General features: G+C 56.9%; 11 protein-coding genes. 9 read left to right on the forward strand and 2 right to left on the reverse strand.

Annotated elements, in window-relative coordinates:
* Positions 1–8 precede the first annotated feature (8 nt).
* Positions 9–1,775, reverse strand: coding sequence for a phosphoenolpyruvate carboxykinase (GTP) (locus tag H8K20_RS01910; RefSeq protein WP_105203481.1), 1,767 nt, complete (start codon positions 1,773–1,775; stop codon positions 9–11).
* 269 nt (positions 1,776–2,044) lie between these two features.
* On the opposite strand from H8K20_RS01910, the gene H8K20_RS01915 reads away from it, so the two are divergent.
* From H8K20_RS01915 to H8K20_RS01925, 3 genes are all read left to right on the forward strand, one after another.
* The gene (locus H8K20_RS01915; protein ID WP_105203482.1) at positions 2,045–2,758 is read left to right on the forward strand and encodes a hypothetical protein; all 714 of its coding nucleotides are present in this window, start codon (positions 2,045–2,047) and stop codon (positions 2,756–2,758) included.
* Positions 2,759–2,969: 211 nt separating this feature from the next.
* Complete coding sequence (locus H8K20_RS01920; RefSeq protein ID WP_186487318.1) at positions 2,970–3,674, forward strand: DUF6198 family protein; 705 nt, start codon at positions 2,970–2,972, stop codon at positions 3,672–3,674.
* A 71-nt stretch (positions 3,675–3,745) separates the two neighbouring features.
* Positions 3,746–4,423: a YczE/YyaS/YitT family protein gene (locus H8K20_RS01925; protein WP_186487319.1), complete on the forward strand. Its 678-nt coding sequence runs from the start codon at positions 3,746–3,748 to the stop codon at positions 4,421–4,423.
* An 89-nt stretch (positions 4,424–4,512) separates the two neighbouring features.
* Here H8K20_RS01925 and H8K20_RS01930 read toward each other — a convergent pair whose 3' ends face one another.
* On the reverse strand, positions 4,513–4,821 hold the full coding sequence (locus H8K20_RS01930) for a BofC C-terminal domain-containing protein (RefSeq protein ID WP_154865884.1): 309 nt from the start codon (positions 4,819–4,821) through the stop codon (positions 4,513–4,515).
* A gap of 289 nt (positions 4,822–5,110) precedes the next feature.
* Between H8K20_RS01930 and H8K20_RS01935 the strand changes: the two genes are divergently transcribed.
* The 6 genes from H8K20_RS01935 (at position 5,111) to H8K20_RS01960 (ending at position 13,338) form a co-directional block, all read left to right on the forward strand.
* Positions 5,111–7,573, forward strand: coding sequence for a transglycosylase domain-containing protein (locus tag H8K20_RS01935; RefSeq protein WP_178089738.1), 2,463 nt, complete (start codon positions 5,111–5,113; stop codon positions 7,571–7,573).
* A gap of 247 nt (positions 7,574–7,820) precedes the next feature.
* Positions 7,821–8,261 carry an ACT domain-containing protein gene (locus tag H8K20_RS01940; protein WP_164998089.1) on the forward strand — a complete coding sequence of 147 codons (441 nt, stop codon included), beginning with the start codon at positions 7,821–7,823 and terminating at the stop codon, positions 8,259–8,261.
* A 5-nt stretch (positions 8,262–8,266) separates the two neighbouring features.
* Entirely contained in the window at positions 8,267–9,502 is a 1,236-nt protein-coding gene (locus H8K20_RS01945) for a homoserine dehydrogenase (protein ID WP_186488185.1), read from the forward strand.
* Positions 9,503–9,550: 48 nt separating this feature from the next.
* Positions 9,551–10,474: a homoserine kinase gene (thrB, locus tag H8K20_RS01950; RefSeq protein WP_105203489.1), complete on the forward strand. Its 924-nt coding sequence runs from the start codon at positions 9,551–9,553 to the stop codon at positions 10,472–10,474.
* A 60-nt stretch (positions 10,475–10,534) separates the two neighbouring features.
* The gene (locus H8K20_RS01955) at positions 10,535–11,743 is read left to right on the forward strand and encodes an aspartate kinase (protein ID WP_105203490.1); all 1,209 of its coding nucleotides are present in this window, start codon (positions 10,535–10,537) and stop codon (positions 11,741–11,743) included.
* Positions 11,744–12,051: 308 nt separating this feature from the next.
* Positions 12,052–13,338: a M16 family metallopeptidase gene (locus H8K20_RS01960; protein WP_186487320.1), complete on the forward strand. Its 1,287-nt coding sequence runs from the start codon at positions 12,052–12,054 to the stop codon at positions 13,336–13,338.
* Positions 13,339–13,341: the final 3 nt, after the last annotated feature.

Here is a 13,341-nt window from a genome sequence, read left to right on the forward strand (position 1 = left end):
GGCATACCTTACTTGTTCAGGTTGGCCTCCAGTTTATTCAGCTCGTCCATCATCTCGGTGGGCAGTCTGTCGCCAAATTTGCCGTAGAACTCGCGGATGCCTTTGGCCTCTTCTTTCCACAGATCTTTGTCGACATTCAGCAGGCCTTTGAGGGTGTCCAGAGACAGGTCCAGCCCCTCCAGGTTGATGTCCTCGGCTTTGGGCTCGTAGCCGATCGGGGTCTCAACGGCGTCAGCTTTGCCTTCGCAGCGGTTGATGATCCACTCCAGAACACGCATGTTATCGCCGAAACCGGGCCAGATGAAGTGGCCTTCGTCGTCGGTTCTAAACCAGTTGACGTTGAAGATCTTCGGCGCTTTGTCGCCCAGCTTCTTGCCCATCTCCAGCCAGTGTTTCCAGTAGTCGCCCATGTGGTAGCCGCAGAAAGGCAGCATAGCCATGGGGTCACGGCGGACCACACCAACAGCGCCGGTAGCGGCAGCGGTGGTCTCAGAGGCCATGATCGAACCTACGAACACGCCGTTCTGCCAATCTCTTGCCTGGTAGACCAGCGGAGCGGTCTTGGCGCGGCGGCCACCAAACACGATAGCCGAGATCGGCACGCCTTTCGGGTTGTCAAACTCGGGGCTGACGCAGGGGCAATTCTTGGCGGGGGCGGTGAAACGGCTGTTGGGGTGTGCGCCTTTTACGCCGCTCTCGGGGTCCCACTTGTTGCCTTTCCAGTCAACAGCATTCTTCGGCGGGTTCTTATCCAGGCCCTCCCACCAAACAGTGTTGTCGTCCAGATTGTGGACCACGTTGGTGAAGATAGTGCCCTGCATGGTGGATTTCAGTGCGTTGGGGTTAGACTTCATGTTGGTGCCGGGGGCAACGCCGAAGAAACCGGCCTCGGGGTTGATGGCCCACAGTCTGCCGTCGTCGCCGATGCGCAGCCAGGCGATATCGTCGCCCACGGTCCATACTTTGTAGCCTTTCTCGGTGTAGACCTCAGGCGGAATGAGCATGGCCAGGTTGGTCTTGCCGCAGGCCGAGGGGAAAGCAGCGGTGACATATTTGACCTCGCCCTGGGGATTCTCGATACCCAGAATGAGCATATGCTCGGCCATCCAGCCCTCGTTTTTGCCCTGGAAAGAGGCGATGCGCAGCGCAAAGCACTTCTTGCCCAGCAGAACGTTGCCGCCGTAACCGGAGTTGATCGACCAAATCGTGTTGTCCTCGGGGAAGTGGCAGATGTAGCGGTTCTCCTCGTCGATGTCGGCTTTGGAGTGCAGGCCGCGCACAAAGTCGTTAGAGGTCTCGCCCAGCTGCTCAAAAGCGGCCTGACCCATTCTGGTCATGATGGCCATGTTCAGCACAACATAAGTAGAGTCGGTCAGCTCAACGCCGACTTTCGACAGCTTGGAGCCGATGGGGCCCATGCAGTAAGGAATCACGTACATGGTGCGGCCCTTCATCACACCGTCAAACATCTTGCCCAGTTTCTCGTACATGACTTTCGGGTCTTCCCAGTTGTTGGTAGGGCCGGCGTCTTTTTCATCTCTGGTGCAGATGAATGTTCTATGCTCGACACGGGCCACGTCGTTCTCTGCGGTTCTGTGCAGATAGCAGCCCGGCAGTTTCTCCTCGTTGAGTTTTTCCATCTCGCCGGTGGAGATAGACAGGTTCCGGATCTCGTCCAGCTGCTTCTCGCTGCCGTCGATCCAGACGACCTTGTCGGGTTTGCAGAGTGCTACCATCTCTTCGACCCAGTTCAAGACATTTTTATTGTTGGTCATTGGTCTTAACCCCTTTCAAAATAGTGGCGTTGTAAAAAACTACAACGTTCCCTAATTAGCATTATACGCAAAAAGTTGGTTGATTTCAACGGGTAAATACCGAAAAATTGAGCGTTTTTGCATAAACATCCCCAAATGAAATTATGTGTTTTGCTGAAAATGACAGGCATTGTCTAGTTTTTAACAAGTTCAAAATTTGTTTATTTCCTTTTCTGTCGCATTGTGCTAAGATAAAAGATATTTGATGCTTTTATAAAGGAGAAACTGCTGTGTTTGCCATACTGTTGGGCGTTTCCATGCTGGCTTTGGGCTACTGCACCCAAAAGAAGATCCTGACCCTGTTTATCACCTATTACGACCCCAAGCTCACCAACGAGCAGATGGAAGAGATCGAGGTCCAGCGCCAGTCTTTTTCACAGAAGAGCCTGTATATCATGGGCGCGGTGTCGGCTGTCTCCGGTATCTGCCAACTCATGGGCTACCTCATCTTTAAAGATCTGCTCATGGCGGTGTACCTGTTTTTGCTCATCCGCTTTATCGGCAAGACCTTTTTGCAAAAAGACGCCAAAAAAGGGCCGGGTAAAGTCTGCACCATCGCCGCAGTGCTGGTGAGCCTGCTCTACTTCGCCACCACCTTTACCTATTCGTTTGGTCCCAATAGCTTTAAAGTGACCGATGAGGCGCTCGCTATCTCCGGGCCCAGCCAGACCGAGATCGCCCTGACGGATATCCAGCTGCTCGAAGAGGTCGAGCGCATCCCCGAGCGCAAAGAAGCCGCCGGTCAGGTGGCCGAGTTCAACGGCACCTACCGGGGCAAGTACCACCTCAAAGGCGGCGAGACTGCCGTGCTCTACGACAACGGCGGCGCCAAGTCGCTGCGTATCACCACCAAAGACGGCACGCTCTATTACATAAATGGCGGCAACGACGACACTACCGATCAGCTCTACGACCAGCTCACCGAGCAGCTGTCAGAAAAATAGTACAAAATAAACTGTCAAAAGCGGCGTGAACCAGCATAGCTGTGTAGCACGCCGCTTTTTGGCGCACAACTGTGTTTCTGCCTAAAATATATCAGGCTTTTTCTCTGCAGACCTTTATTGTGTGAAAATGCAGAGAGCTGTATAATATTTACTATGGCTGCTGTGCAGTCGATACTTGCCAAAAACAGGCGAACACAGGGGAGGAACGGCCGTGAAACAGAGCGTGAAAGACAGGCTGACCGAGGCGGGAAAGAAACTGCCGATCTTTATTTTTGCACCGCTGCTCTCAGCACTGGGCATCAGCCTGTGTCTAAAAGCCGCACTGGGCCTCGACCCGATCTCGCTGTTTATCGAGGGGCTCTCCAAGGTGCTGGGTATGGCCTACTCCAACGCCTCGCTCCTGTATAACGGCAGTTTTATTTTGCTGGCCTGTATCCTGGCCTGGAAGAACATCTACATCGGCACCGTGCTCTCGGGCATGCTCATGGGGCCTTTTTTAAAGGTGTACGAGCATGTGCTGGCCTTCATCGACCCGGCCTCGCTGGTCCTGTGGCAGCGCTTCCTCTTCTTTGCTGTCGGTCAGGTCATCATGTGCCTGGGCATCTCGGTCAACGTGTCGCTGCGGTTTGGTCTCGGCTCCTCCGACGCGATCATCTTCAAGATCTGTTCGGTCACCGGCTGGCACTATAAATACCTGAAAATGACGTTTGACGCCACCTACCTGACTGTCGGTTTCCTCATGGGTGGTGTGCTGGGCGTGGGCACGGTGCTCAGCATGCTCACCACCGGCCCCATCGTCGAGGTGGGGGTAAAGTTTCTCAACCGCACACTGCTCAAAAAATTGGGGCTGCAAAATCCCCTCAACGAAATGAAGGCCAAAAAGAAGTCCCGTCCCGTGGCGGTACGCAAGCGCTGATATTGCCCGGGCGCTGGCGTCCGGGTCCCCAAAGATAGATCAAAACACCAAAAGAGAGAGGAAGAAACTGTATGAACGCCACTGTGAAAAGCAAACTGCTGGAGGCCTGTCACAAGCTGCCGGTCTTTATCTTCGGGCCTATGTTCTCGGCTCTGGGGGTGAGCCTGTGTCTTAAGGCGCGGCTGGGTATCGACCCCACCTCGCTGTTTATCGAGGGCATCTCCAAAGTACTGGGTATGGCCTACTCCAACGCCTCGCTCCTGTATAACGGCACCTTTATCGTGCTGGCCTGCATCATCGCCTGGCGCAACGTATATATCGGTACCGTGCTGGGCGGCATGTTGATGGGGCCGTTCTTAAAGCTGTACGAATTTTTGTTTGTCGGTATAGACCCTATGGTCCTCACCATGTGGCAGCGGGCGCTGTTTTTCATCCTGGGGCAGACCATCATGTGTGTGGGCATCTCGGTCACGGTGTCGCTGCGCTTTGGCCTGGGCTCTACCGATGCCATCATCTTTCGCATCATCGACTGGACCGGTTGGCACTACAAGTACCTCAAAATGGCTTTTGACGCCACCTACCTCATTCTGGGGTTCGTCATGGGCGGCGTGCTGGGTGTGGGCACCGTGCTCAGTGTGCTGTGCACCGGGCCGATGGTGGAGTTTGGGGTCAAGACCATGAACCGCACCGTGCTCAAAGCGCTGCACCTGCAAAATCCGCTCAACGAGATGCGATCTAAAAAAGAATAGCGGCTATCTTCTATATAAAAGAGGTGCCCGGCAGTACCAATGTACCGCCGGGCACCTCTTTTGGCGCAGCAGTCTGTGCTGCTCTCCCGCTAGCTGGTGTAGTCCTCCAACAGGCTCTTGAGCTCCCGCTGCGTGTATACCTCCACGCCTTCGCGCAGCCGCTGCTGCTCGGTCTGGGGCAGCGTGTCGATGTACACGTCATATAGTTGGGGCTCCTTTTCACCGGGGCTGTATACCGCCAGTTGCCCCTCCACCTGGGTTATGGTGTAGTGGGGGTAGGCGCCCGCCTGCATATCTCCCTTAGCTTGCAGCCATCCTACTGTCATAGAGAATAAAAGGCAGAAGAGCAAAAATGCCGCGGCGGTCACGCCGGTGAGGACCATAGTTTTTTTGCGCATAACGATCACCTCGCACTGGTAGTATTCTCTTAAATTTCCATGAATATGCTTCGGGGGCATTTAACAAACCCCGACAGATATGCTATAATGTAACCTGTTCTTGTATACCCAGGCCGCTCTGTACCCTTTGGCGCGGTCAACCAGTCCAGTGCCCAGATACTGGTCCGGCGGCGGCCGGGTATCCGGCGCTCGGTTTTTTGCGGTTTTTCCGCCGGGGACTGAGCGGCTGTAAAACAGCGAATTTGCGCTGCATATGTTGCGCCTTAACACAAGCAAGGAGGTCGGTTCTATGCCAGACAACAAGCACCTTTCTGGCCCGGACCCCAAAGACCGGGACGAGAAAAAAGCGCTTGCCGCGAATGGGAAGACCGATAAACAGTCGAAGAAAACCAAAAAGCCCAAAAAAGAGGTAAAGCTCAACAAAAAGGGGAAGAAACGGCTGCGCGACCGCACCTGGTTTCGGGTCGTGCTCTCGATCTTTATGGTCTGCGTGATCGTCGGCTCGGTGGCTGCCACATCTTTTGTGATGTACGTGTTCTCCACCATGAAAGACGACGACCAGCTGCTGGACCTCGACAAGGTCAAGCTGCCCTACACCACCATCATTTACGGCCAGGATGCCGCCGGCAACGAGGTGGAGCTCACCCGTCTCGAGAGCGAGTCCAATCGCATCTACGTGTCCATCGATCAGATCCCCAAGCACATGCAAAACGCGGTTATTGCCATCGAGGACGAGCGTTTCCGCAGCCATAAAGGCGTGGACTGGAAGCGCACTATTGCCGCTACCGTCAACGAGATCGTGCCGATCTTCTCCAACCGGCAGGGCGGTAGTACCATCACCCAGCAGCTCATCAAAAATATCACCAACGACCGTTCCACCAATGCGCTGGAGGGATATGCCCGAAAAGCGCGCGAGATCTTCCGCGCGCTCAATCTGGAGAAGACCTATTCCAAAGACCGCATTTTAGAGGCCTATCTCAACACCTTCCACCTGGGCAACGGTACCGACGGCGTGCAGGCGGCGGCCAACCTGTACTTTAATAAAGATATCTCGCAGGTATCCATTGCCGAGGCGGCCTGTCTGGCCGGTATCACCCAGGCGCCGTCGGCCTACGATCCGTTTACAAACCCCGAGGCCAATAAAAAGCGCCAGTTACAGGTGCTGGCTAAAATGTACGAGCTCGAGTTCATCACCAAAGAGGAGTACGAGGCAGCCAAGAACGAGGAACTGGTGTTCAATACTGCCGCTGCCAATCAGGGCACCAAGATCGAGAGCTACTATGTAGACTATGTGATCGAGCAGGTCTCCGACGATCTGGAAAAACTGGGCTATTCCGAAGAAGACGCCATCAGCCTCATCTACACCGGCGGCCTGCGCATCCACACGCCCATGGATACCTCGGTACAGAGTTATCTGGAGGCCTACTACCAGGACGACTCCAACTTCCCCTCCGACCCGGGCCGCAATTTGGGTGAAGAGCCCCAGTCGGCGGCGGTGGTCATGGATGTCAACGGCAACATCGTCGGTATGGTCGGCGGACGCGGAGTCAAAGAGACCAACCGCGGCTTTAACCGGGCAGTCAGTCCGCGCCCACCGGGATCTTCCATCAAGCCCATCGCCTCTTATGGGCCGGCTATCGACAGAGATCTTGTCAACTGGTCCACTATCTTAGAAGATCAGCCGGTGCGCGGAAACTGGCCCAAAAACTACTACAACGCCTACCGGGGCAAAATGACAGTAGAAGAAGGGCTGAAGAAGTCTGTCAATACCCTGGCTGTCCGTGTGCTGCAAAAGGTGGGTATCACCGAGTCATTTCAGCACCTGCGCGATAACCTGGGGGTCACCACGTTGGCGGAGGAAGATGACCCGTCTGGTGTGAGCGACTATACCGAGAGTTCGCTGGGCTTGGGTGGCATGGCCTACGGTATCTCGCCGCTGGAGATGGCTGCCGCCTATGTGCCGTTTACCACTGGCGGCGTGTACTATCAGCCCCGCTGCTACACCAAGGTGGAAGACCAGTTTGGCAACTCGCTGCTGGATAAGTCTAACCCGACCACCAAACAGGCCCTGTCGCCGGCCGGCGCCAAGGTCATGAACCAGATGTTGCAGCAGGTGCTGCGCGCTGGCGGCACCGCCTCGGGCTACGGTTTCGGCTATCAGCCCCAGGGCGGCAAGACCGGTACCAGTACCGATGAAGACGGCTATGCGCACGATATCTGGTTCGTCGGTTTCTCGCCATACTATGTCACCAGCGTGTGGTGGGGTTACGATTTCGACACCAATTTGAACGAGGATGGCTATGTGCCCGCTGGCGTCTGGCAGGATGTCATGGGCCACATCCACGAGGGGCTGGCCTATAAAGACTTCCCCTCGGCCAGCGGTGTCACCACCCGCACCTACTGCGTCAAGAGCGGCAAGCTCGCCAGCGACACCTGTAAGGAAAAGGCGACCGGTTGGTACAAGACATCTAATGTGCCCACCGAGACCTGCGACGGCACCGAGTGCCTGACCGATGAGGAGAAAAAGCAGAAAGAGGAAGAGGAGAAGAAGAAAAAGCAGGAGGAGGAAGAGGCCTCCCGCTCGGCCAGTATCTCCGCCTCCAAATCTGCCTCCATCTCCCGCGAGGAAGAGGAGAATAAGAATTCGTCCTCGGCCTCCTCATCCAATTCCTCCTCGGGCAGCACGCCGTCAAACGGATCTTCCAGCAGCTCTTCGTCAGGTACGACTACCAAAAATAAAACTGTCTCCTGACAGGGGTCAATCCGTCCAATATCAAAGTCCCGGACCGCACTATCTGCGGGTCCGGGACTTTTTCTATTTGACATAAGTATGCACCGCACTAGTTGCACAAAAAATATCACCGGAGAATAACGTTTTTTGCCAATAGAGAGAAGGTGACAGAATCGCTCTGATTTTGTCGCCGGTCAGTTGCAAAGGAATGGCAGAAGTGGTACTATTGTTTCTGTCAGAAAAACAATAGTATATGGGGGACGGACGAATGCGCGATTTGCCAAAGTTTTTGCTGGTAGAGACTACCGCCCTGCCGGGGGTATACCCCAAGGTGGTGGAGGCCAAAGAGCTGATCGCCCAGGGCGCGGTCAAGAGTTCTTCCGAGGCGGTCAAGCGGGTGGGCATCTCCCGCAGCGCCTTTTACAAGTACAAAGACCGGGTCTTTCGCCCGGCCAAAGACGCGCGGCAGCTGTGCACCTACTCTTTCTCGCTCAAAGACGAGCCGGGGGTGCTCTCTCAGCTCATCAACACAGTGACCGGCTGCGGGGTGAATATTCTCACCATCAACCAGTCCATCCCCATCGATTCAGTGGCGCCGGTGACCATTTCTTTTCGCATGGACGGCGAATCGGTCAGCTTAGAACAGCTGGAGCGGGAGATCGGCAAGCTCGGCGGCATCGTCGAGATCAAACGACTGTTAGGAGAGTGAACGCATTGGTACAGGTAGCGATCATCGGGTACGGCACGGTGGGCTCCGGCGTGGCAGAGGTCATAGAGCGCAACGCTGAGAGCATCGCCAAAAAGGCCGGCCAAAAAATAGAGGTCAAATACATCTGTGATATCCGCGACTTCACAGACGACCCCAATCAGGATAAGCTCATTAAAGACTTTTCTATCATCTTAAACGACCCCGATATCTCGGTGGTGGTGGAGTCTATCGGCGGCCTCAAGCCCGCCTATCAGTTTGTAAAAGACAGCCTGCTGGCACACAAGAGTGTCGTCACCTCCAACAAAGAGCTGGTGGCCACCAAGGGCTGGGAGCTTTTAAAGATCGCCAGAGAGCAGGGGGTCAACTTTCTGTTCGAGGCCAGCGTGGGCGGCGGTACCCCCATCATCCGCCCCATGCACCAGTGCCTGGCCGCCAACCAGTTCGACGAGATCGCCGGCATCTTAAACGGCACTACCAACTTCATGCTCACCAAAATGGCCAGAGAGGGCCTTTCCTTTGATGAGGCGCTGTCGCTGGCCCAGCAGCTGGGCTATGCAGAGACCATCGATCCCTCCGCCGACGTCGACGGTCACGACTGCTGCCGCAAGATCTGCATCTTGGCTTCGCTGGCCTTTGGGCGGCACATCTTCCCCGACCAGGTGCCCACCAGCGGCATCCGCACCGTCACCACCGAAGATATCGCCCTGGCTGGCCAGTTGGGCTATGCGATCAAACTCATCGGGCGGGCCAAAAAGCAGGAGGATGGCCGCGTGTTTATCGAGGTGTGCCCCGCTCTGGTCGACCGCGCCAGCCAGCTCTCCACGGTAGACGATGTGTTTAACGGCATATTGGTGCGCTCCGATATGCTGGGCGACGTGCTGTTTTACGGCCGCGGCGCCGGTAAACTGCCCACCGCCAGCGCAGTGGTGGCCGATATTATCGACACAGTGCGCAGCGAGAACATCCACCAGTCGCTGTACTGGGAAAAGGTGGACGAGGACTTCTTGCAGGACGCCGCGCAGGATGTGTGCGGCCACTATCTGCGGGTGGCCTGTGCCGACACCGCCAAGGTGCTGGAGGTAGCCGAGCTGGTGTTTGGCCAACTGGGTCGCTGCGAGAGCTGTGGGGCGTACACCGCCTTTGTCACCGCCGAGCAGTCGCAGCGCGATTTCGAGAACGCCCGCGACAAGCTGGCCGCGCTGCTTCCGGTAGAAAACTGTATGAAAGTCATGCCCTATTAGTCGGCAGTGCCGGCTGGGGCCACAAAACGCAAAAGGATATGATTTGATATGATAAAAGTCACCGTCCCCGCCACCAGTGCCAACATCGGCGCCGGGTTCGATTCGCTGGGTCTGGCGCTGGGCATGCACAACACCATCTATTTAAAAGAGGCGCAGGGCCCGGACATCGCCTCGCTGGATGGGGTGCGGGTGCCCACCGGCGAAAAAAATCTCATCTATCAAACGGTGAAAGATCTGTATAACAGGTGTGGTCGGTCCTTTCCCGGCCTGTACATCCGGCAGCAAAACACCATCCCCATGACCCGGGGCCTGGGCAGCTCCTCGGCCTGTATCGTCGGGGGCCTCCTGGGGGGCAATGCACTGCTGGGGCAGCCCTTTACCACCGATGAACTGGTGGATATGGCCGCGCACATGGAGGGCCACCCCGACAACTCCACCCCGGCCATACTGGGGGGGTTCGTGGCGGCGGTGCTGGAAGACGAGCACGTGTTCTATGTCAAAAAAGATCTGGACAGCAGCCTGCACTTCGTGGCCTTTATTCCCGACTTCGCCCTCAAAACAGAAGAGGCACGGGCAGCGCTGCCGGCCACAGTCAGCCACAAAGATGCGGTGTACAATCTGTCGCGGGCGGCGCTGATGGCCACGTCCATCTGCACCGGCAAGCTCGATAACATCCGGGTCGCCGCCGGCGACCGGCTGCACCAGCCCTACCGGCTGGGCCTCATTCCCGGCGGGGATGGCATCTTCGATGCCGCTTACAGTGAAGGGGCTCTGGCGGTATTCGTCAGCGGCGCCGGCCCCACTATTTTGGCACTGGTAGATGGCGGCGATACCGGCTTTTGCCAGCGGGTACAGGCGCGCATCAGCCAAAATGAACAGACGGCGCGCTTTGCCCTGACTCGGCTCACACCAGATAATCGGGGCGCCTATGTCCAGCAGCTGGATGATACCTTTTTACCGGCAGCGGAATAGAATGGATTGCAGTGTCTGCACGTTTGCCGCTCAGAAAAGCAGAAAATAGGGGGTTCTTTTATGGGTTTAGTAGTACAGAAGTTCGGCGGCAGCTCGGTCCGAGACGCCGAGCGGCTCAGAAATGTCGCCAACCTGGTGACCGATACATATAAGCAGGGCAACGATGTGGTGGTGGTGGTCTCTGCTCAGGGTGATACCACCGACGACCTCATCGCAAAGGCCGCCGAGATCAATCCCGACGCCTCCAAGCGCGAGATGGATATGCTGCTGGCTACCGGCGAGCAGATCAGCTGTTCGCTGCTGGCTATGGCCATCGAAAAGCTGGGATTCCCGGTGGTGTCGCTCACCGGCTGGCAGGCCGGCTTCCTCACCACCAGCGCCTACTCCAACGCCCGCATCCGCCGCATCAACACCGAGCGGCTGCAGACCGAGCTGGATAAGCGCAACATCGTTATCGTGGCGGGGTTCCAGGGCCTCAACCGGTACGACAACATCACCACCCTGGGCCGCGGCGGCTCCGACACTTCCGCCGTGGCACTGGCGGCGTCCCTCTCGGCCGATACCTGCCAGATCTACACCGATGTGGACGGCGTGTATACCGCCGATCCGCGCAAGGTGAAAAACGCCAAAAAATTAGACGAAATCTCCTTTGACGAGATGTTGGAGCTGGCCACCCTGGGTGCCCAGGTACTGCACAACCGTTCGGTGGAGATGGCGAAAAAATACGGGGTACAGATCGAGGTGCTCTCCAGTTTAGAGCGGGTACCGGGCACCATCGTTAAGGAGGATGTTGAAGTGGAAAAAATGCTCATCAAAGGCGTGGCCAAAGACGAAAACGTGGTGCGTGTCAGCGTAGTGGGGGTCAAAGACGAGCCGGGTATCGCCCACAAGATCTTCTCGCTGCTGGCCAAGCATAAAGTCAACGTCGACATCATCCTGCAGACCCCGCCGGTCGACGGCCTGCAGGCCATCAGCTTTACCGTCAGCGAAGACCAGAAAGAGGAGACGCTGGCCGTTTTACAGCGGCACAGCCACCGCTTCCCCGGCGCCGAGATCCGCTGCGAAGACGGCATCGCCAAGGTCTCTATCGTGGGGGCGGGCATGCAGTCGAACCCCGGCGTGGCCGCCACCATGTTCGAGGCGCTGGCCGAGGCCAATATCAACATCAAAATGATCTCCACCAGCGAGATCAAGATCTCGGTCATCATCGACGAGGACGACGCCGACCGGGCCGTCAGCGCCATCCACGGGGCTTTCTTCGACGAATAAATAACACCTTTTCAAAAAGACAGCGGCAGAAAAACTGCCGCTGTCTTTTGCCGCTCTTTTAACTGTGCCGCTTTTTTGCTATAATAACAGATAGCTGCCGCACAGCGCCGGTATACGTCCGGTGCCGCCGCGGGCAGAATACAGCAGATGTACGCTGTCGTGTGTCTGTCCGCAGATGCTCTGCAATGTGTAATGTGTACCGTGTGCCCAGCGTCCAGTGAAAAGGCCGGCAGCGCATACGGCACACAGTAGTCGGCCACGAAAATATATGCGGCGCCTACATCTGGGCCCGCCGAAAAGGAAGATCTATGGAACTGAAAACTGTCCATCTGTATGCGGGCATCGACCTGCATACCCTGCACGACAGCCGCCACGTATCGAACCGGCTGTCTATAAATCTCTGTGTGCCGCTGCAGGCCGACACCGTCACCCCCTATGCCCTGCTGGGGGAGATACTGGGCCGCAGCAGCCAAAAATACCCCACCTTTGCCGCTCTCAACCGCCGCCTGTACGATCTGTACGGCTCTTTTTACGACTGCCGTGTCTCCTCGCTGGGCGATTGCCAGGTGCTCACGCTCATGGTCCAGGGCATCGACGATCGCTTCTGTCTGGAAAAAGAGCCGCTGCTGACCCAGTTGGCCGACTTTCTGTGCGATATGTTGCTGTGCCCCTGCGCCGACCAAAACGGTTTTGACGCCCAGCTGGTAGAGGTCGAAAAGAAAAATCAGCGCGACGAGATCGCCGCTCAGCTCAACAACAAGCGCGCTTGGGCGCTGCAGCGCGCCCGCGAGCAGGTGTTTTGCGGTCAGCCGGCGGCTATTCCCCGCCTGGGCTGGGCCGAAACACTGGATGCCATCACGCCGGCTTCGCTGTATAGCAGCTACCGTCGCCTGCTGCGCGAGGCGAGCATCCATATCATCGTCTCGGGCAGCGGTGCGCTGTCGCAGGTAGAAGAGCCGCTGTGCCGTCGCCTGAGCGCTATCACTGCCGACCGCCGGCCGCTCTCTATTTGCCACCACAGCGTCCCCACCGCGCCAGAAAAGACCGAGCAGCTGGAAGAGATGCAGATGAATCAGACCAAACTGGTGTTCTGCCTGGCCCCTTGTCCGCCTTTTACCGCCCAGCAGTACGGCGCAGTGCGGGTGGCGATGGCCCTGCTCGGCAGCACGCCGTTTTCGCGCCTGTTTGTCAATGTGCGCGAAAAAGAGAGCTTGTGCTACTACTGCGACGGCCGCTATAACCGCCTCAACGGTCTCACCACCATCGATCTGGGCCTCGATTATAAAGACTGTGCCCGCGCCGAAAAAGCGGTGATGGAGCAGATACAGGCGCTGCAGGCCGGCGACTTTTCCGACAGCGAGATCGAGGATACCAAAAAATACCTGCTGGGCGGTTTTGCCAGTATGGGCGACTCGCTGGGCGAGCTCGACCCCTGGTATCTGGCCCAGATCATCGAGGGCCGCTGCCAGAGCCCCGAACAGGCGGCCGACCAGGTGCGCCGGGCCACTCGAGAAGAGATGGTGACCGTCTACCGCTCTTTAAAACCCATTTTGCGCTATACGCTGGCCGAAGAGCAGCACCCGGAAAAGGAGTAGACG

The organism is Neobittarella massiliensis (ex Bilen et al. 2018), from assembly GCF_014269355.1.
Lineage (GTDB): Bacteria > Bacillota > Clostridia > Oscillospirales > Ruminococcaceae > Neobittarella > Neobittarella massiliensis.

Bases quoted from the DNA above. Each gene is read 5' to 3' on its own strand.
- H8K20_RS01940 (WP_164998089.1), top strand. From the start codon at position 7,821: ATGCGCGATTTGCCAAAGTTTTTGCTGGTAGAGACTACCGCCCTGCCG.
- H8K20_RS01960 (WP_186487320.1), top strand. From the start codon at position 12,052: ATGGAACTGAAAACTGTCCATCTGTATGCGGGCATCGACCTGCATACC.
- H8K20_RS01955 (WP_105203490.1), top strand. From the start codon at position 10,535: ATGGGTTTAGTAGTACAGAAGTTCGGCGGCAGCTCGGTCCGAGACGCC.
- H8K20_RS01935 (WP_178089738.1), top strand. From the start codon at position 5,111: ATGCCAGACAACAAGCACCTTTCTGGCCCGGACCCCAAAGACCGGGAC.
- H8K20_RS01925 (WP_186487319.1), top strand. From the start codon at position 3,746: ATGAACGCCACTGTGAAAAGCAAACTGCTGGAGGCCTGTCACAAGCTG.
- H8K20_RS01930 (WP_154865884.1), bottom strand. From the start codon at position 4,821: ATGCGCAAAAAAACTATGGTCCTCACCGGCGTGACCGCCGCGGCATTT.
- H8K20_RS01910 (WP_105203481.1), bottom strand. From the start codon at position 1,775: ATGACCAACAATAAAAATGTCTTGAACTGGGTCGAAGAGATGGTAGCA.
- thrB (WP_105203489.1), top strand. From the start codon at position 9,551: ATGATAAAAGTCACCGTCCCCGCCACCAGTGCCAACATCGGCGCCGGG.